We start from the raw sequence: 19,403 nt of genomic DNA on the forward strand, positions 1-19,403 counted from the left end.
CTCACCTCCGGTGACGTCGCGCGCTCAGAAAGCCCCGCCGGGCAGGCCGCCGCTGTTGAAGCCGGGGTAGGCCGTGGTGAACCGCGTCGCGTCGTACGCGGCGAGGTCGTCGGTCTCCTTGAACACTTCCTTGGCCAGCTGCAACGACTCGTGGAACGTCTTGAGCGTCTTCTCCAGGCTGGTGTTCTCGGTGTCGACCGAGCCGCCGAACAGGCCGCCGCGGGTGACCAGCTTGGTCGCCGGCTCCCAGGTCTGGTTGTTCGGCTGGACCAGCAGCTCGGAGTCGAGGTAGGTGATGTCGTTGCGGGTCGCCTTGCCGATGGTGTCGCGCACGCCGCCGACGACCGCGATCAGCTGGTTGAAGGCGGTCTCGTCGAACTTGACGTTCGGGTCGGGGCCGACGTTGCCGTTGTTGCCGGGGAACGCGCCACCCGCGCCGGTGCCACCGGTGGGGAAGAGCGGGTTGGTGCCGCCGTTGGCGCCGGGGTTGGACACGGTCGCGGGCATGGTCGCCTGCAGGGCTGCCTGGCGCGGCACCTCCTGGGAGGGCGTGCCGTTGCCGTTGCCCTGGTGGCCGGGTGGGGGCTCGGACTTGTAGAAGGTCTGCGGGCTACCGCCGGACCCGGTGCCGTCGCTGTTTCCGTTGCCCTGGTAGCCGGGTGGGGGCTCGGACTTGTAGAACGTCTGGGGGCTACCGCCGGTCGCGCCCGGCCCGTTGCCTTCGCCGTTGCTGTTGCCGTTGCCGTTGCCGTGCTGGCCGTTGGTCGTCGGCGGTGCGAAGGACGTGGTCGGGGTGAGCGGTGTGGCGAGCTTCTGGACGGCCGGGATCGCCGGGGTGGTGGGGGATCCGCCGCTCGTGGACGGGGTGGACTGCCCGCCGAGCGTCCTGCCCGGCAGGGTCGCGCCCGTCTCGGTGGCGGGCTGGACCGGTTTGGTGAGCCCCTGCGTCGGGGGTGCCATGGTCGCGCGTTCGCCCGGGACGGGCGGGGTGGCGGGCTTGCCGCCGTCCACGGCGTAGTTCGAGTCGGTCGGTGTTCTCGGCTGGTCCTGCGAGCCGTGCGGGACGGGTTTACCGCCGACCTCGTGCCCCGACGGCCCGCCACCCGGACGGTCGCCACCGGGGCGGTCACCGCCCGGCCGATCGCCGCCGGGGCGGTCGCTGGCGTGGTCGTGGTGGCCGGGCTTGTCGTCGCCCTTGCCGGGCTTGTCGTGCGCGCCGTTGCCGCACTTGTCCCAGTCCTCGTCCTGCCGGGGGTGGTCGCCGGAATCGTCGGCGTCGCCGTGGCCGGGCTCATCGGCTGAGTCCTCGTCCCCACCGGGGTGGTCGCCGGAATCCTCATCATCGGCATCGCCATGACCGGACTCGTCACCCGAGTCCTCGTCCCCACCGGACTGGTCGCCGGAATCCTCATCATCGGCATCGCCATCGCCGGACTCGTCACCCGAGTCCTCGTCCCCACCAGACTGGTCGCCGGAATCCTCATCGTCCGCGTCGCCATGGCCGGGCTGGTTGCCCGAGTCCTCGTCGTCGCCGCCGCTGTGGCCGGACTCGTTGCCCGAGTCCTCGTCGTCGGCGGGGCAGTCGTCGTCCGAGTCGTTCTCGGAGTCGTCGCCGCCGGAATGATCGTCGTCCGGGTCGTTCTCGGAGTCGTCGCCGCCGGAATGATCGTCGTCCGGGTCGTTCTCGGAGTCGCCACCGGAATGATCGTCGTCCGAGTCGTCCTCGGAGTCGCCACCGGGGTGGTCGTCGTCGGGGGTCTCGTCCGTGTCCTCTTCGGAGTCCTCGTCGGTGTCCGTCGGAGTGCCGGCGGAGCCGTCGCCGTGGGCTTTGTCGAGGCCGGGGTGTTCGTCGCCGCAGCAGTGGCAGCAGCAGTCGTCCGGTTTGGTGTCGGTCGGCTGGGTGTCGGCCGTCGTGGTGGGACGGTCCTGCGTGTCGGGGCCGCGGTTGCCGACGGTGCGCACGTCGTCGTCGAAGGGGCGGTGTTCCTGGCCGTCGTGGAACGTGCCGCAGCAGGTGCAGGGCTTGTCCTCGACCGGCAGGATGTGCACGTCGTCGCTCGCCACGTGCTCGGCCGGGCGCAGGGGTGCGAGCGGTTCGGCCACCCGCGCCGCGATCGCGGGTTCGGCGGGCAGCAGCTGCCCGTGGGCCAGCGTCACGGCCGGTGAGCCGAAGCCCTCCGCCGGCATGTCGGCCGTGTAGAGGGGCTGGTCGGCCCGCTGCTGCGCGGCCGCGTCACCTGTCCTCGGCGCGTGCGGCGACATCGGCATCCCCATGGGCGGAACCATCGGCACGGCACCGCCCGAGTTCGACGTGGTCGCCTCGGCGACCTGCTTCTTCGCGGGCAGGACGCGCGCCGGATCCGTCTCTTCCACCGAACTCTCCTTCCGATTCCGCGGACCCGGGGAACCGGGCCGTCACCTGGGGATACCGATGCCGCCGGGCACTCACTGGATGAAGATCTGCGCGCCGCGGTTGTCGCCCTGCTTGAAGATCTCGTGCACGTTGATCGACGACACCGTGGTGGCGTTGATCTGCTGCACCATTTCCTGGTAGGCGGCGTTCCACTTGGTCTGGTACTCCAGCCAGATCGGCTGGGCGCCACCCCAGGCGGCCGCGGGGATGTTGCGCAGGGCGGAGTTGAGGTCCTCGATGATCACACCGAGGTTGCCCACCGCCTTGTACAGCTGCTCGTTGATCTCGAGGTAGCCGTTGTGGTTGACGTCGAACGCGGTCATGCTGGGTGTCCTTTCCGGATTGCGGGCGGGCGGGCCTGCGCTACTTCGGCGCGCTGCTGGTCTCGGTCTCGACGTTGCGGTTGCTCTGCAGCAGGCCGCTCGCCTTGCCGTTCAGCTGCTCCAGCTCGGAGATGATCTTCGAGTAGTTCTGGTTCCAGTCGCTGAGCAGGCCGGCGAGCTTCACACCGGAGGTCGAGTTGTTGACCGTGGGCAGCGCGCCCGCGAGGCTCATGACCGAGTTGTTCAGGTTCCGCATCTGGCCGATGCCGGTGTTGGTGGCGTTGATGACCGACACCAGCATCCCGTCGTCGTAACCGTAGTTCGGGTTCGTCACCGGATCTCCTCCTCGTTTCTATTCACTTGCGACCTGTTCGGGGATGTCGAGCACCGGGCCGGTCGGCAGCAGGGCGAGCAGCTCCGCCGGGACCAGCTCGGCGGCATCCACCGAGAACCCGAGCGCCTCGGCTGCTTCGCCGTCGGCCACGGGGAACTTCGCGCCCGCTTCGGTGATCAGGTACACGCCCGCGCCCGGCACACCCGGCGCGGGCCGGGTGCGGGCGAGCATGCCCGCGCCCGGGGCGACCTCGACGAGGTCGGCGACCCGCCCGTCGCGGGTGACGCCTGCCTGCGCGGTGTCCGGCGAACCGGGCATCGACGGCACGGTCACGAGCGCCGCCCGGTCGGACTGCCAGCGCACGCACGGCTTCCCCGCCTCGCTGTCCACAGCGGACGGTGGCGACGCGGGCAGCTCCGCCTGCCAGACCGGTGCGGGCAGCACGGTCTGGGTGGCGAGCTGCGCCGGGGTGATCGCCATGGCGGGCGGCGACGCGTTGCCGGGGTCGGCGCCGAGCAGCGTGGCGACGGTGCGGGACACCGGCACCAGACCGCCCTTCGCGACGACGAACGTGGTGTCCCCCACCGCGTCCGGCACGGTGACGAGCTGGCCGAGCACGGACGGCCGGTTCGCGACGTCCGGGCCGGGCCCGCCGTGCTCCACCGGCGGCGACCCGAGGTCGGGACCGGCGGGCAGGGTGTTCAGCCACGCCGAGTCGACCGCGACGGCCGCCGCGGGATCCATGCCGAGCGCGCGGGGCACCCAGTCACCGGTGACGCGCAGGCGCGTGCCGTGCCACGCGAGGTACCGCTCCTCGCCGACCCGCACCAGCACGGCCTGGCCGGCGTCCACCTCCCGCACACCGGGCACGTCGCCGACCGTCACCGCGACGCGCGGGTCCTCGTCGGACACACCGGCGCACACCAGCCACGGCTTGCCGGTGGTGGTCGCCGACGGCAGCGTGTCCGGGGCGCCGGGGATGCCGATGGGCGCGCCCTTGGGGAACCCGGCGAGGTCCTCGGCGCTGACGGACGCGACCGGCGGCTCACCTTCCACCAGCAGCCGCGCCGAGGCGTAGTTGAGCACGGGGCGCAGGCGACCGTCGATGAGCAGGTACCGGTTGCCGGAGTCCTCGTCGACGACGAGCGTGCCGGGCTCCTCGCGCCATGCGTCGCTGCCCCGGCCGGTGAACAGGGCGACGATCAGCACGATCGCCATCACCACGATGGCGATGCCGATGCCGCCCGCCATGCCCACGGTGGTGCGGCGCAGTGGCCGGTCGACCGCGTCGGGGTCGGTGCGCAGCACCGCCGCGAGAATCCGCCCGACCAGGAACGAATGCGCCTCCACCTGCTCACGCCTGCCGTACACGCTCGCCCCTCCTTCCCTTCCCGCTCACGGTTCTCACGTCGGCAGGGGTTCACAGCCAGGTGGCGACGAGGCCGTAGAACCCGGTCACGGTCAGCGCGAGCGCCAGCACGGCGAGCGCGCAGAGCCAGTGGAGGATGTCGCCGAGACGTCCCCAGCGCGGCACGAGCCTGCGGCCGGGGAGCACCTGCGCGCCCGCGACGGCGTTGCCCGCGAGCCCGAGGAGCCCGACGAGCACGCACAGCTGCCCGAGCAGCGGCAGGTCCGCGGCCCAGCGCAACAGGATGGCGACGAGCACCGCGGTCGCCGGGACCATCGCGGACAGCCGGTGCCAGATGCCCCGCATCTCCCGTGCCTGCAACAGGAGCAGGACGGCGACGACGAGCCCGAGCGTCATGGTGTCCCACGTCAGCTCGCTCGTGAGCACGAGCAGCGCCGCCGTGCCGACGGCGCCGAGCACGGCGAGGAACGACGTGAGGTGCACGTCGGCGAGCGCGGCCCGGTCGAGCACGTCCTTGCTGGGCAACGGGTCGAGGCCCTGCTGGAACTCCTCGGGGGTGGTGGGCACCGGTTCCGCGGCGAGCCCGGCGAGCCACGCCGCGAGCTGCGGCGCCGCGCGGGACACCGCGAGCACGAGCACCACCACGACCGCCGCGGTCGCCTGCGCGTCCAGGCCGATGAGCATCCCCGCCATGCAGCCGATCGCGGCCAGCACCGCGCACGAGGCCACGGCGAGGAACCCGGGCTGCCCCACGCCGAGCGCCGCCCGCGCGAGGGTGGCGGCCGCGGCGACGGCGACGAGCGTGGCGAGCACGCCGGCGCCGGTGAGCCACTCCCCTGCGGCGGCCGCACCGGCGGGCATCGCGAACCCGGCCATCCCGGCCGCGGCGACGCCCGTCGCGCCGAGCGTGATCGCGCCCCCGCGATCGTCGAGCAGTCGCGCGAGGACGGTCCCGCCGCCGACGAGCACGACCGCGACCGCGCACGCGCTGATCGCGGTGGTGGTCCCGTCGGCGGCGAACGCGGTGACGACGATGGCGAGCAGCCCGCACAGGGCGGCCAGCCCGAGGCACACGCGCCGCGTGATGGCGGGCCGCCAGCTGTCGCTGCGGCCGGACAGTCCGGTGTGGATCCCGTCGACCAGGTCGTCGAAGTCGGCCAGCGGCAGCTGGTCGTCCCGCGGCCGCAGGTACAGGACGTCCCCGTCGTACAGGCCCGCGGCGGCCGTCCCGTGGTCCTCGTCCAGCGGCGCCTCACCGAGCCGTTGCAGCACCCAGCCGCCGTGCCCCAGCCCCGCCGTGGCGAGGGAGGGGTCGAGGTGGCCGAGCACGGTCGGCATGAGGTCGGCGATCGGCACGTGCGCGGGCACGGCCAGCTCGACCCGCGAGGTGGGGCCGCAGATCGTGAGCCTGCACATCTCGCCGGAGCCACCCGTGGACGGGGTGGCCTGGGCAGTCACAGGAGCGTTCGAGTTCGTCGCCGCCATACCCCCCACACGGCACCCGTTCCGCCAAAGGTTCAGTCGCCCGGTGACGGCCCGTTCCCAGTTCGCGGTCCGGTGTGAACGGTGCCGGGTCCTGCGCAGTGAACCCTTCCCGGCCGGTGCCGACGTGTAGGTGGTGGACGGGAACCAGAGCGAGGAGCGGACCGCGATGACGACGACACTGTTCCGCAGGCCGAGCCGGGAGCAGCCACCGGAGATGCCGAGCGGTGACCTGTCGCTGCAGGAGCCGCCCGCCCTGCCGGAGACGGTCGGCCGGGACTTCATGTCCGCGCTGATGATGCTGCCGATGATGCTCGGCAGCGGCGTGTTCATGCTGATCTACATCGCGCCGAACAACCCCGTGCTGGGCCTGGGCATGTTCGGGCTGATGGCGCTCATGGCACTGATCATGTTCCTCGTCCAGCTGGCCCGCGGCGGCACGGAGCGCCGGGGCCGGATGCGGGGTGAACGGCGCGACTACCTCCGCTACCTCGGGCAGATCCGCAAGCAGGTGCGGGCGGCGGCCGCGAAGCAGCGGGAGTCGCTCGCGTGGCGGCACCCCGACCCCGGCGGGCTGTGGTCGGTCGCGATGACCGGGCGGCTGTGGGAGCGGCGGGCCGCGCACGGCGACTTCGCCGAGGTGCGGGTCGGCACCGGCGCGCAGCGGCTCGCGGTGCGGATGAACCCGATGAACACCAAGCCGATCTCCGACCTGGAACCGCTGTCGGCGCGTGCGTTGCGGCGGTTCATCAACGCGCACAGCACCGTGTCGAACCTGCCCACCTCGTTGTTCCTGCGCGGCTTCGCGAAGGTGCGGTTCTCCGGCGACCCGGACGCCATCCGGGCGATGACCCGCGCGGTGCTCGCCCAGCTCGTCACCTTCCACTCCCCCGAGGACCTGCGGCTCGCGGTCTGCGCCGAGCCGGGGCGGGTGCACCTGTGGGACTGGGTGAAGTGGCTGCCGCACGCCCAGCACCCCGCCGAGCAGGACGGCGCGGGTCAGGCCCGGCTGCTGGCCGACGGGGTGGACGCGCTCACCGAGCTGCTCGACGCGGAGCTCGGTGAGCGCGGCCGGTTCGAGGCGGCGTCCTCCCCCAGCGCGGAGGAGCCCTACGTGGTGATCGTGCTGGACGGCGTCGAGGTGCCGTCCGAGTCGCGGCTCGCGGGCACCGGCTACCGGAACTCGGTGGTGCTGGACGTCTCCGGTGCGCTCACCAGCGCCGGCCGCACCACGCTGCGCCTGGACGTCTCGCCGGAGCAGGTCGAGATGCTGCGCACCGACCGCACCGGCCAGGAGATCCGCACGAACCTGTGCACGCCGGACCTGATGAGCACCGCGAAGGCGGCGACGCTCGCGCGGATCATCTCCCCGTACCGCCTCGGTGGCACCGCGGACGTGGCGGAGCCGATGGTGGCGAACTTCGAGCTGCCGCAGCTGCTCGGCATCACCGACATCGACACGTGGGACCCGGCGGCGCTCGCCCGCACCGGGCTGACCCGCGACCGGCTGCGGATCCCGTTGGGCATCACGGAGAACGGCGCGCCGATCGAGCTGGACATCAAGGAGTCCGCGCAGGGCGGCATGGGCCCGCACGGCCTGCTGATCGGCGCGACCGGCTCCGGCAAGTCGGAGCTGCTGCGCACGCTCGTGCTGGGCATGGCGATGACGCACTCGTCCGAGGTGCTGAACTTCGTGCTCGTCGACTTCAAGGGCGGCGCGACGTTCCTCGGTCTCGACCGGCTGCCGCACGTGTCCGCGGTGATCACCAACCTCGCCGACGAGGCGACGCTCGTGACCAGGATGCAGGACGCGCTGCACGGCGAGATGGTGCGGCGCCAGGAGTTCCTGCGCGCGGCGGGCAACTACAGCTCCCTGCTGGACTACGAGAAGGCGCGCCTGTCCGGCACGCCGCTGGACCCGCTGCCGACGCTGTTCGTGATCGTCGACGAGTTCTCCGAGCTGCTCGCGTCCAACCCGGACTTCGGTGAGCTGTTCGTGATGATCGGCCGCCTCGGCCGGTCGCTGGGCGTGCACCTCCTGCTTGCCTCGCAGCGCATCGAGGACGGCCGCATGCACAAGCTGGAGAGCCACCTGTCCTACCGGATCGGCCTGCGCACGTTCTCCGCCATGGAATCCCGGTCGGTGATCGGTGTGCCGGACGCCTACCAGCTGCCCAGCGCGCCCGGCAACGGGTACCTGCGCAGCGACGTCGCGACCCTGATCCGGTTCAAGGCGGCGTACGTGTCCGGACCGCACCGCCGCCGCACCCGCGAGCAGCGGCAGGAAGAGGTGCGCAGGCAGGTCGTGCCGTTCGGGGTCGGCAAGCTGCCGGTCGGCGCGACGCCCGCGCCCGCGCCGGCGCCGCGGCAGCCGGAGGAGTCCGAGACCGGCGAGACCGTGCTGTCGGTCGTGGTGGACAAGCTCGTGGGGCACGGCCCGCCCGCGCACCAGGTGTGGCTGCCGCCGCTGGCCGACCCGCCGTCACTGGACCAGCTGCTGCCGCCGCTCGTGCCCGACCCGGAACGCGGGCTCACCGCGGTGGGCTGGCCGGGCTGCGGACGGCTGGTCGTGCCGGTCGGCGTGGTGGACAAGCCGTTCGAGCAGAGCCGTGACCTGCACGTCGTCGACCTGTCCGGGCCCGGTGGGCACGTCGGCATCGCCGGTGGCCCCCAGTCCGGCAAGAGCAACCTGCTGCGCACGCTGATCGCCGCGATCGCGGTCACGCACACCCCGGCGGAGGCGCAGTTCTACTGCCTCGACTTCGGTGGCGGCACGCTCGCCGCGCTCGAGGGGCTGCCGCACGTCGGCGGGGTCGCGGGCCGGCTGCAGGCCGAGCGGGTCGCCCGCACGATCGCCGAGGTGCAGACGCTGCTCGCGGAACGGGAGCAGGCGTTCGCCGAGCACGAGGTGGAGAGCATGGCCTCCTACCGGGAGCGGCGCGCGAAGGGCGAGTTCGCCGACGACCCGCACGGCGACGTGTTCCTGGTCGTCGACAACTGGGGCGCGCTGCGGTCGGAGTTCGAGCAGCACGACATGGCGCTGCGCGCGCTCGCGGGCCGCGGCCTCGCGTACGGCGTGCACCTGGTGCTCACCACGAACCGGTGGTCCGACGTGCACAGCCAGCTCCGCGACCAGCTCGGCACGCGTCTTGAGCTGCGGCTGGGTGACTCGATCGACTCGGTCATCAACATGCGCAAGGCGGCGGAGGTGCCGCAGATCCCCGGCCGCGGCATGACGTCGGACCAGATGCACTTCCTCGCCGGTGTGCCGCGCATCGACGGCGTCTCCGGCACCGTCGAGCTCTCCGACGCCACCCGCGACCTGGCCGCGGCCGTGGCCGAGACGTGGCAGGGCGCGGCGGCGCCCGCCGTGCGGATGCTGCCCGCGGTGCTGCCCGCCGAGGACCTGCCCGCGCCGCTGCCCGGTCCGAAGGTGGCGCTGGGCGCCGGCGAGCTGGACCTGCAGCCCGTGTGGCACGACTTCGGCGACCGGCCGCACCTGACGATCATCGGCGACAGCGGCAGCGGCAAGACCGCGGCGCTGCGCCTGATCGTCGGCGCGATCACCGCCGTGTACTCGCCGGAGGAGGCGCAGATCCTGGTGGTGGACCCGCGCAGGACGATCCTCGAGTCCGTGCCGGACGCCTACCGGCGCGGCACCGCGGTGTCCGTGCCCGCCGCCGAGGCGCTGGTCCGGGAGATCACCGCGGAACTGCAGGAACGCGTGCCCGGCACCGACATCACCCCGGCGCAGCTGCGCAGGCGCGACTGGTGGCGCGGCCCCGAGATCTTCGTCGTGGTCGACGACTACGACCTGCTGCTCGGCCCGGCGGGCGGCCCGTTCCAGTCCCTTGTGGAGCTGGTGCCGCAGGCGGGTGACATCGGCCTGCACATGGTGATGGCGCGGGCGGCGGCCGGGTCGAGCCGGTCGGCGATGGAGCCGGTGACGCGGCGGCTCCAGGAGTCGAACACACCCGAGCTGGCGCTGTCCATGCCGAGCACCGAGCTGCCGCTGCTCAACGGTGCGCGGGGCAGGCAGCTGCCGCCGGGCCGCGCGGTCCTCGTCACCCGCCGCGACGGGGTGGGGCTGCAGATCGGGTGGACGGAGGAGCCGGCATGAGGGCGGTACTGATCGGCGCGGTCCTGGGCGTGACGGCCGCGTTCACGCCGGTGCTTCCCGCCGCGGCCCAGCCGCCGCCCGCCGGGCAGTGCACGCCGCCGTCGACGACCCCCATCACGCACGAATCCTGGGCGCAGCAACGGATGGACGCCGACCGAGCGTGGCCGCTGACCCGCGGGGACGTGGTCGTCGGGGTCGTCGACACGGGCGTGAGCGCGGCGGCGCCCGCGCTGAAGGGCGCCGTGCTGCGCGGGACGAACCTGGCAGGCGGCCCGGGTAACGACGACTGCTTCGGACGCGGCACGTTCATCGCGTCGCTGATCGCCGCGCGGCCGAGCGACAACCCCGACGTCCCGTTCACCGGCATCGCCCCGGCAGCGCGGATCTTCCCGGTGCGCGTGCACGACGAACCGCCGAAGATCCAGGACCACGCGTGGCTGGCCCGCGCCATCGGCGACGGGATCGTCGCGGCGGTCGACGGCGGCGCGCGGGTGGTCGCGGTCGGGCTGGTGGCCACTTTGGACATGCCGGAGCTGCGTGCCGCGGCCGCGTACGCCGCGCAGCGGGACGTGCTGGTGGTGGCGTCCGCGTCGGTGCCGAAGCGGGGCCAGCTCGCGTTCCCGGCACGGATCCCCGGTGTGCTCGCGGTGGCGCCGGTCGGGCCGGACGGCCCGGTGTCGTCGCCGATCTACGGCGCGGACCCGACGCTCGCCGCGCCCGCGCAGAACCTCATCGGCGTCGCCCCGCGTGGTGCGGGGCACCGGGAGGCGTCCGGCGCCGAGCTGTCGGTCGCGTACGTGGCGGGGACGGCCGCGCTGGTCCGGGCGTACTACCCGGCGCTGTCGGCACGCGAGGTGGCCGACCGCCTGACGGGTACCGCCGACCACCCGTCGACCGCGCTGCCGAACAAACTGATCGGCTACGGCGTGGTGGACCCGTTCGCGGCGGTCACCATCGTCCCCGACGCCGACGCGGCACCCACGCCGGCGGCCGAGGACCTGACCGTCCCGAAGCCACCGGCCCCGGACGACGCGCCCGCAGGCAGAGCACTGTGGCTCGCGGGCGGTGTCACGGCGGCGGCGCTGCTGCTGGCGGGTCCGACGGTCGCGGCGGCGGCACGGCGCCGCCGCGCCACGTGACGTCGATCGTGGCGGAGAACAGGTAACCCATCCCCGGGTCGTACTCCGCCAGCAGCACCGGCCCCTCGGCGCCCCGCAACTCCGGCAGCCTGCGGGCCAGTTCGAGCCACACCCCGGTGTACGGCTGGTTCTCCCGGCACACCACCGCGTTCCCGGTGCCGGGCGCCATGCCCGCCAGGGTCGGGCCGAGGATCACGGTCGCCGCGTCGGACAGCTGCGCGGCCAGCGCGCCGGGCACCTCGTGCGGCGCCACCTCCGTGTGCCGTCGGACCGACAGCCCACCCGGCACGCCGGACGTCTCCAGCACCACGCCGACCGCCGCGGCGCGGTCGGGAACCGGGGCGGCCACGGGGAGTTCGTGGTACACGGTCGGCTGCTCGGCCACGAGCAGCACGGCGCGCCGTGCGCCGCCGGTGCGTGCGTACCCCTCGATCAGGTGCAGCGCGGTGAACGCGGCCAGCAGTCCCTGGTCGCACACCGTGAACGCCATCGGGGCGCCCGCGCAGTGCCAGCTCAGCACCGTCGCGGTGGACCGGCCGTAGCGGACGTCCGGGACACCGGTGGCGAGCACGAGCAGGTCGGCCGGGCGGTCCTCCGGCACCAGCTCGGCGAGCAGCGGCACGCACATCTCGGCGTAGGAGTGCCCGACGCCACCGTCGAGCAGGTCCTCGCGGACGGCGAGCCCGTACGGCGCGGCCATGTCGCGGACGTAGCCGGGCATCGTCGGGTTCAGCACCTGGCCGGTCAGCTCGTCGAACGTCCTGCCCACCGCCCCGCTGACCCGCAGGTGACCGCCGTCCTCGAGGATGTCGGCCGCGTTCAGCGGACCGGTGACGAACATTCCGCGCATGCCTGCAGTGTGCCCGTGATGCCCGGGATGTCCAGCTTGGCACCACGTCGTACCAAGGTCGTTCGGCAGACGGGAGCACATGGCTGACCCGTTCAGCCGACGAAGTCCCGCCCGCCGCCGGGAACCGCTTTTCCCCGTGTTTTCCCGGTTACGATTCGCGCGCTCGGATCGGATGGCACGCGTGTGACCCGTGGCCGAACTACCTCTGGAGTGTGTGATGACTTCACTGCCCGCGAGACCTGAGTACGTGTTGCGGGCACTGGAGCTCTTCGCCGGGTACGGCGACCGCGAGGGACTGGTCAACGGGGACGCGCGGTTCACCTACACCGAGATCCGGGCCGCCGTCCTCGACATCGCCGCGAACCTGGCCGACCACGGACTGCGGCCGGGCACCACGGTCGGGGTCATGCTCGGCTATCCCCCGCACGCACCGATGATCCAGCTCGCGCTGCACCTGCTCGGCTGCCGCACCGCGTGGCTGTCCAACGCCGCCTCCCCGAGGGAACTCGCGGCCTACATCGACCAGGTGGCGCCGGAGGCACTGCTCTACGAGGTCGCCGTCCACGGCGAACGCGGCCGGGAGATCGTGGAGCGCCTGGGGATCCCCGCGTACTGCGTCGGCTCCGGCGGCGCAGGACCGGACATCCTCGCGCCCCGCCACCCCGGCGCCGCACCGTTCGATGTGGACAGCGCGACCGGGACGCCGGAGTCGGTGTTCCAGACCAGCGGTACCACCGGGATTCCCAAGCCGCTGCTCCACACGGCCTACCTGTACGAGCAGATCCTCACCCTCGCGGAGGCCATCCTCGCCGCGGACGAGCCGCGCTACCGGCACGTCACGGTGACGCCGATGTGGTTCGTCGCCGGGCAGACGTCTGCGTTCCTGTACCTGTTCACCGGCGGCACCCTGTTCGTCCAGCGGTTCTTCCGCGCCGCGGAGTTCCTGGAGCTGCTGGAGCGCGAGCAGGTCAACTCCACGTTCATCACCCCGCTGATGCTCTACGAGCTGCTCGACCACCCCGACTTCGACAAGCGCGACCTGTCCGCGATGCTCGTGCTGAGCGTCGGCACCGCGGCGACCAACCCGGGGCGGTTGCGCCAAGCGGTCGAGAAACTGGGTCCGGTCGTCCGCATCACGTACGGCCTGTCGGAGTCCCCGTTCATCTCCGCGTACCCGGGCGTGGCCGCCGACCCGGACCATCCACACCGGATCGCGTCGTGCGGTCCCGCGTACGGCGACGTGCGGCTGGAGATCCGCGGCGAGGACGGCACCACCGTGCTGGCCGCGGGCGAGACCGGCGAGCTGTGGGTGGCGAGCAAGCTGAACTTCGCCGGGTACGTCGGCCGTCCTGAGCAGACGGCGGAGACGCTCGTCGACGGGTGGGTGCGCACCGGCGACATCGGGCACGTCGACGAGGACGGCTACATCTACCTCACCGGCCGCGCCAGCGACATGATCATCACCACCTACGGCAGCCACCACATCTTCCCGCGTGCCATCGAGGACGCGCTGACCACGCACCCGGACGTGCGGGCGGCGGCGGTGATCGGCGTGCCGCACGACGAGCTCGGCGAGGCCGCGCACGCGTACGTGGTGCTGCGCGACGGCGCGGCGGTGACCGAACAGGAACTCGTCGACGTGGTCAAGGAGAAGCTCACCTGGGTGTGGGCGCCGAAGTCGTTCGACTTCGTCGACGACCTGCCTCGGACGGGCAGCGGGAAGACGAACACCCGGCGGCTGCGCGAGAAGTACGCGGCTGAGCACGTGTTGGTGGAAAGCGCGGCGGATTGAGCGCGGTCACCGAAACCTCCAGCACCGCGGCCAGGCTCGGGCTCGTCGCACTGATGACGGGACACATCGTGTCCATGCTCGGCAGCGTGGTCACGACCGTGGCCGTGCCGTGGCTGGTGCTGACGAGCACCGGCAGCGCCGCGAAGATGGGCCTGATCTCCGCGTGCACCGTGATCCCGGCGCTGCTGTCCGGCATCTTCGGCACGCCGCTGGCCGACCGGTTCGGCATCCGCCGCACGCTGATCGTCGCGGAGGGTGCCGCCGCGCTGGCCATGCTCGGCATCGCGGTGACACCGGACATCGGGTTCCTCGCGCTGGCCGCGCTCGTCGCGGTGAAGGGCGCGCTCGTCGGGGTGGGCGGCCGCGCGCAGCACGTGCTGCTCCGCCCGGTCAGCGACGCGGCGGGCATGCAGATCATCCGGACGACCGCGATCTACGACGGCGTCGGCAACCTCGCGATGGTGACCGGCGCGCCGCTCGCCGGCCTGCTGATCTTCTGGCTCGGCCCGCAGGGCGCGATCTGGTTCGACGCGGCGAGCTTCGCGTTGTCCGCCGTGCTCGTCGGGCTGCTGGTGCACCCGCCCGCCGACGCCATGCCGGACCGCAAGGCCGCGGCGGACGAACGGTACTTCGCCGCGCTGCGCCGCGGTGCCGCGCACCTGTGGCAGGACCGGCTGCTGGTCGGCATGCTCGCGATGACCTCGGTGATCAACCTGTTCACCGTCGCCAACTACGCGGTGTTCGTGCCGCTGTGGGTGGACGAGCACTTCGGTGCGGCACCCGCGGTCGGCCTGATCCTCAGCGCGTTCGCGGCGGGCGCGATCGCCGGGAACGTCGCGTTCACCGTGTTCGGCCCGAAACTGCCGCAGTACCTGACGTTCACCGTCAGCCTGGTGCTGTGCGTCGCACCGCGGCAGCTCACGCTCGGGCTCACCGACAGCCTCGCCGCGGTGCTCGTGGTGTCGGCGCTCTGCGGTGTGACGCAGGCGGCCATCCGGCCGATCCTCGGCGCGATGCTCTACGCCCGGGTGCCGGTCGAGCTGCAGAACCGCGTGTTCGGCATGGTGACCGCGGTGACCGGCAGCAGCCTCGCGTTCGGCGGCACCCTGGCGGGTCTCGCGGTCGCCGGTCTCGGCCTGCAGCACGCGATCGTCCTGTCCGGATCCCTCTGCCTGGTGGTGACCATGATCCCGTTGCTGCGTTACCGGCCGAGCGTGCACGGCCGCCTGATCACCACCGAGGCCACCGGTGACCAGCCTTCGTGACGGGTCAGCCGGTCTTCAGGATGCGGGTGGTCGACGACCCGACGGCGACCACCTGACCGGACTCGTCGAGCAGCTCGCCCGCGAGGAAGGCGATGGTGCCGCCGCGGTGCACGATCCGCCCGCGCCCCACCAGCCGTCCCGGTTTCGCCGGCCGCAGGAAGCTGACCTTGAGTTCGATGGTCGTCCCGTACTGGCCGGGGTCCAAAGTGGCCGCGAGCGCGGGACCCATGGTGTCGTCGAGCATCGCAGTGAGGAAGCCGCCTTGCACCGTTCCCGCCGGGTTGAGGAAGTCCTCGGTCGCCTCGAAGGAAACCTCGATCTCACCCCGTTCCGTGTCGGCGTCGATCAGCGACCACCCGAGGGTCGTGGTCGCCCTGGGCATCGGCGCCCGTCCCTCGACAGCATCCCAGAAGTGGCCTCTGCGTTCGCCCGTCATGGGGCAAGGTTAGTACGCCGGAGAGGCCCGTCATGACCGCCTTGCGGGAGGTCGCCGGGCACCTGCCGGAACGGCGGGTGCCGCTCGGCGAACTGCTCGCCGGGTGGCAGCTGCCCGCGACGACCGTGGAGACGCTCCAACGGTCCTACGGCTACGCGGAGGTCCGCAGGCAGGAACCCGGTGCGACGCTGCTCGACCTCCTGGCGGGGTCCGCGCGGAACCTGGCCACGTTGTCCGCCAACGAAAGCCGCATCCGCTACGTGCTGTACGCGCGCACCGTGCCGGTGTCGCAACCGCACCCGCTCTCGCCGATGCCGGACCTGTGCGAGGTCCTCGGCCTGCGCGGGGCGACGGCGTTCGCGGTGACGCACCACGGCTGCGCGGCTGGCCTGCTCGCGGTGGACATCGCGGGCCGGTTGCTGGCCGTGGACGGCGATCCGGACGCGCTGGCGCTGATCCTGGCGGGCGAACAGGTCTTCACCCTCGACGAGACGCTGCGCCCGGAGGCGCGGATCTTCGGCGAGGCGTCCGCCGCGTGCCTGGTGTCCGCGGACGGCGCACGCGACCGGGTGCTGAGCTACGTGACCCTGCAGCGCGGCGACCTCGACCACTGGGCCACGGACCGCCAGGACGCGGCGGAGCGGTTCGCCAAGGAGTACACGCTGCTGCTGGGTGAGGTGATCAGCACGGCGGCCGCACGGGCCGGTGTGCGGCCCGGCGAGCTGCGCCTGATCCTGCCGCACAACGTGAACGTCCGCTCGTGGCGGAAGGTCTGCAAGCACCTGGAGCTGCCGTCGACGACCGTGATGCTCGACAACGTGCCGCTGATCGGCCACACGTTCGCCGCGGACCCGTTCCTCAACTACCGCACCGCTGTCGACAACGGACTACTCACGGAAGGCGACCGATATCTCTTCGTGTCGGCGGGCTACGGCGCGATCTTCTCGGCAATGGTCATCGAGCACTGAAAGGATGCCTCACCTTTTAGCACCAGTGCCGACGGGCCGTTCGGCGCAATACGTTTCAGCGAACGCAGCTTGCGGTAGCGAACACAACTGCAGATACTTTTGTTCGTATTATCCCACTAACCAAGGAGGCTCCATGGCGAGCTTTGGTGGCGCTGAAGTCGCAGCTTTCGGTGGCAGCGAAATCATCGAAGCCGCGTTCGGCGGCGGCGAGTTCGAGCGCGCTTTCGGCGGCAGCGAGGTCGAGGTCGGCGTCAGCGCGTAAGTGATGTGAACGGTGGCCCGCATCGCAATACAGCGATGCGGGCCCACTGTCATGGAAAAAAGCTCGTGAACAATTTCCGCGCGCTCCAGGAAAATTGCCGTCACGCGTTCCAGGGCACATTTTCGGCCCTGAGCGTTCCGGTCCTCACGTCGATCACGGAACGGCACCGGTCCGGAGAGGACAGAGCACGACCCTTCGCCGTTCCCGGTCAGGTCGCCGCGACAGCGTGTCTGATGTGGACACGGCGCGGTCCGCGCTCGCGGACCCGCGCTCTGCGGCACCACTCGGGGGCGGCACGACGCGCGGTACGTCGGCGGGGGGCTACCGCGCGCGTCAGTCGTGGGACAGCGGCGTCCTGGGCGCGACCGGATCACCGCGGCCCAGCGCACGCAGCTCGGCCCTGGGTCAGGCGTCGACGAGCCACCCGTGCTTGTCGGGGGCGAGACCGCGCTGGACGTCCGTGAGCGCGGTGCGCATCCGCGCGGACACCGGTCCCGCGGTCCCGTCGCCGATGGTCCACTCCCGTCCCTCCGCGACCACGCGGCCGATGGGGGTGACGGCGGCCGCGGTGCCACAGGCGAAGGCCTCGGCGAACGCGCCGGTCCCGGTGAGGTGCTGCCAGTCGTCGAGCGTGACCCGGCGTTCCTCGACGCGGAAGCCCTCGTCCTCGGCCAGGGTCAGCAGGGACCGGCGCGTCACGCCGGGCAGCAGCGTGCCCGTCAGCGGCGGGGTGACCAGGGTGGTCTCCTCACCGTGCCGCTGCACCCAGAAGATGTTCATGCCGCCCATCTCCTCGACGAACCGGTGCTCGGCGGCGTCGAGCCAGACGACCTGCTGGCAGCCGTGTTCGGCGGCCTCCTGCTGGGCGAGGAACGCGGGGGCGTAGTTGCCCGCGCACTTGGCCTCGCCGGTGCCGCCGGGCGCTGCGCGGCTGTAGCGGGTGCTCGCCCACACCGACACCGGCGGGCTGTCCGCGCCGAAGAAGTTCTCCGTGACCATGGCGAGCAGCAGGAACCGGTACTCGAGGCCGGGCGCGAGCGCCAGCACCGGGTCGGTGGCGAACATGATCGGGCGCAGGTACAGGCTGCGTGCCGGTTCGGACGGCACCCACCGCTCGTCGGCACGGACCAGCGCACGGGCCGCCTCGACGAACACCGCCACGGGCAGCTCGGGCATCGCCAGCCGCCGTGCCGAGTCGGCGAAGCGGGCGCCGTGGTCGTGCGGCCGGAACAGCACGGCGTGCCCGTCGGCGTGGCGGAACGCCTTCATGCCCTCGAACACGACCTGGCCGTAGTGGAGCCCGACCATCGCGGGGTCCACGGTCAGCGGTCCGTAGGGCACGACCTCGCCGTCGTGCCAGCCGCGGTCGGCGGTCCACCGCAGCGACACCATGTGCTCGGTCAGCACTCGCCCGAACGCGGGCCGCGCGCACCGGGCACGCAGTTCGTCGTCGGTGATCCGGTCACCGGCCGCCAGCGTCCGGTCGGCCAAGTCAAGCTCGCTCACGCCACCCCCACAAGGTCCGGAGTGACGCTATGCGGCCGTTTTCGGCAGGTCAACCCCCGCGCTGATAGCTTGCCCGCCATGGATCAGGCGCGGCGGGAGGCGTTCGGACGCCATGTGGTCGGCACGTTGACCGGTGGCGCGATGACGATGCTGATGAGCCTCGGGCACCGGACCGGGTTGTTCCAGGCCGCGGCGGCAGGGCCGGCGACGAGCGCGGAACTGGCCGCGCGGGCCGGGCTGCACGAGCGGTACGTGCGGGAGTGGCTCGGCGCGATGGTCACCGGCGGGTTCTTCACCCACGACGACGGCGTGTACACGCTGCCCGCCGAGCACGCGGCGCTGCTGACCGGGGACACGGCCGCGAACGTGGCGCCGATGGCGTCGATGCTGCGTGCGTTCGCCGGGGCGCTGCCTGCGCTCGAGCGGGCCTTCGCCGACGGTGGCGGGGTGCCGCACGCCGACTTCGCGCCGCACTTCGCCGCCGCGGGGGCGCGGCCGGGTGACACGTGGCGGCACATCTACGAGACGCAGCTGGTCGACGGGTTCCTCGGCGCGGTGCCGGGGCTCGTCGAGCGGCTGACCGCGGGCGCGCGGGTGCTCGACCTCGGCTGCGGCGCCGGGCACGCGGTGCGGGTGGCGGCGGAGGCGTTCCCGGCGTCGCGGTTCACCGGGCTGGACATCGACGCCGAGCTGATCGCCGCGGCGACCGGGCCCACGAACGCGGACTTCGTGGCCGGGGACGCCGCGCGGCTGGCCGCCGACCCCGCCTACGACGTGATCCTCGCGTTCGACGCGATCCACGACCAGCGTGACCCGGCCGAGGTGCTGCGGCGCGTGCACGCCGCACTCGCCCCCGGCGGGGTGTTCGTGATGGTCGACGCGAAGTTCTCGAGCGACCTCGACGGCAACGTCGGCAACCCGCTCGCCGCGCTGTGCTACGCGATCAGCCTCATGTACTGCACGACGGTGTCGCTCGCGGAGGGCGGCGCCGCGCTGGGCGCCATGTGGGGCATCGAGCTGGCCACGTCGATGCTGCGCGACGCGGGCTTCTCCCGGGTGGACGTGCTCGACTCGCCACGTGCCCAGAACTGCATCTTTGTCTGCGTTCCGTAGTCGGCACTAGGACAGACGAGCGAATCAGTTG

At 72.4% G+C, this 19,403-nt stretch carries 15 protein-coding genes; 7 read left to right on the forward strand and 8 right to left on the reverse strand.

Going from position 1 to position 19,403, the window contains the following annotated elements; all coding sequences use genetic code 11:
* Positions 1-24: 24 nt before the first annotated feature.
* The 5 genes from ACYQ77_RS36345 to eccD form a co-directional block, all read right to left on the reverse strand.
* Complete coding sequence (locus tag ACYQ77_RS36345) at positions 25-2,373, reverse strand: ICP22 family protein (RefSeq protein WP_459719954.1); 2,349 nt, start codon at positions 2,371-2,373, stop codon at positions 25-27.
* 72 nt (positions 2,374-2,445) lie between these two features.
* Positions 2,446-2,736 (reverse strand): hypothetical protein, encoded by a 291-nt coding sequence (locus ACYQ77_RS36350; RefSeq protein ID WP_184809971.1) that lies wholly within the window; start codon positions 2,734-2,736, stop codon positions 2,446-2,448.
* A 40-nt stretch (positions 2,737-2,776) separates the two neighbouring features.
* On the reverse strand, positions 2,777-3,070 hold the full coding sequence (locus ACYQ77_RS36355; protein ID WP_459719955.1) for a hypothetical protein: 294 nt from the start codon (positions 3,068-3,070) through the stop codon (positions 2,777-2,779).
* A gap of 18 nt (positions 3,071-3,088) precedes the next feature.
* Positions 3,089-4,441, reverse strand: a complete 1,353-nt coding sequence (gene eccB, locus ACYQ77_RS36360) for a type VII secretion protein EccB (RefSeq protein WP_459719958.1) — start codon at positions 4,439-4,441, stop codon at positions 3,089-3,091.
* A 49-nt stretch (positions 4,442-4,490) separates the two neighbouring features.
* On the reverse strand, positions 4,491-5,897 hold the full coding sequence (gene eccD, locus ACYQ77_RS36365; protein WP_459719961.1) for a type VII secretion integral membrane protein EccD: 1,407 nt from the start codon (positions 5,895-5,897) through the stop codon (positions 4,491-4,493).
* 193 nt (positions 5,898-6,090) lie between these two features.
* Here eccD and eccCa point away from each other — a divergent pair, with 193 nt between their 5' ends.
* Both eccCa and ACYQ77_RS36375 read left to right on the forward strand, forming a co-directional pair.
* Entirely contained in the window at positions 6,091-10,041 is a 3,951-nt protein-coding gene (gene eccCa, locus ACYQ77_RS36370; RefSeq protein ID WP_459719964.1) for a type VII secretion protein EccCa, read from the forward strand.
* Positions 10,038-11,180 (forward strand): S8 family serine peptidase, encoded by a 1,143-nt coding sequence (locus ACYQ77_RS36375; RefSeq protein WP_459719967.1) that lies wholly within the window; start codon positions 10,038-10,040, stop codon positions 11,178-11,180. Before eccCa ends, ACYQ77_RS36375 begins: the two co-directional genes overlap by 4 nt.
* Here the strand turns inward: ACYQ77_RS36375 and ACYQ77_RS36380 are convergent.
* The gene (locus ACYQ77_RS36380; protein WP_459719969.1) at positions 11,110-12,030 is read right to left on the reverse strand and encodes a hypothetical protein; all 921 of its coding nucleotides are present in this window, start codon (positions 12,028-12,030) and stop codon (positions 11,110-11,112) included. The genes ACYQ77_RS36375 and ACYQ77_RS36380 overlap by 71 nt on opposite strands.
* 217 nt (positions 12,031-12,247) lie before the next feature.
* On the opposite strand from ACYQ77_RS36380, the gene ACYQ77_RS36385 reads away from it, so the two are divergent.
* Together ACYQ77_RS36385 and ACYQ77_RS36390 are read left to right on the forward strand one after the other, a co-directional pair.
* Positions 12,248-13,822: an AMP-binding protein gene (locus tag ACYQ77_RS36385; protein WP_459719972.1), complete on the forward strand. Its 1,575-nt coding sequence runs from the start codon at positions 12,248-12,250 to the stop codon at positions 13,820-13,822.
* A 53-nt stretch (positions 13,823-13,875) separates the two neighbouring features.
* Positions 13,876-15,087 carry an MFS transporter gene (locus tag ACYQ77_RS36390; protein ID WP_459719975.1) on the forward strand — a complete coding sequence of 404 codons (1,212 nt, stop codon included), beginning with the start codon at positions 13,876-13,878 and terminating at the stop codon, positions 15,085-15,087.
* A 4-nt stretch (positions 15,088-15,091) separates the two neighbouring features.
* Here ACYQ77_RS36390 and ACYQ77_RS36395 read toward each other — a convergent pair whose 3' ends face one another.
* Positions 15,092-15,523: a PaaI family thioesterase gene (locus ACYQ77_RS36395; protein WP_459719978.1), complete on the reverse strand. Its 432-nt coding sequence runs from the start codon at positions 15,521-15,523 to the stop codon at positions 15,092-15,094.
* A gap of 32 nt (positions 15,524-15,555) precedes the next feature.
* Here ACYQ77_RS36395 and ACYQ77_RS36400 point away from each other — a divergent pair, with 32 nt between their 5' ends.
* Both ACYQ77_RS36400 and ACYQ77_RS36405 read left to right on the forward strand, forming a co-directional pair.
* Positions 15,556-16,491 (forward strand): 3-oxoacyl-[acyl-carrier-protein] synthase III C-terminal domain-containing protein, encoded by a 936-nt coding sequence (locus tag ACYQ77_RS36400; RefSeq protein ID WP_459719981.1) that lies wholly within the window; start codon positions 15,556-15,558, stop codon positions 16,489-16,491.
* Between the two features lie 133 nt (positions 16,492-16,624).
* Positions 16,625-16,753, forward strand: coding sequence for a hypothetical protein (locus ACYQ77_RS36405; RefSeq protein WP_459719983.1), 129 nt, complete (start codon positions 16,625-16,627; stop codon positions 16,751-16,753).
* 405 nt (positions 16,754-17,158) lie between these two features.
* On the opposite strand, the gene ACYQ77_RS36410 is transcribed toward ACYQ77_RS36405, so the two are convergent.
* Entirely contained in the window at positions 17,159-18,259 is a 1,101-nt protein-coding gene (locus tag ACYQ77_RS36410) for a branched-chain amino acid aminotransferase (RefSeq protein ID WP_459719986.1), read from the reverse strand.
* 78 nt (positions 18,260-18,337) lie between these two features.
* On the opposite strand from ACYQ77_RS36410, the gene ACYQ77_RS36415 reads away from it, so the two are divergent.
* Positions 18,338-19,372, forward strand: coding sequence for a class I SAM-dependent methyltransferase (locus tag ACYQ77_RS36415; protein ID WP_459719989.1), 1,035 nt, complete (start codon positions 18,338-18,340; stop codon positions 19,370-19,372).
* Positions 19,373-19,403: the final 31 nt, after the last annotated feature.

This window comes from Actinophytocola sp. KF-1 (genome assembly GCF_054661535.1).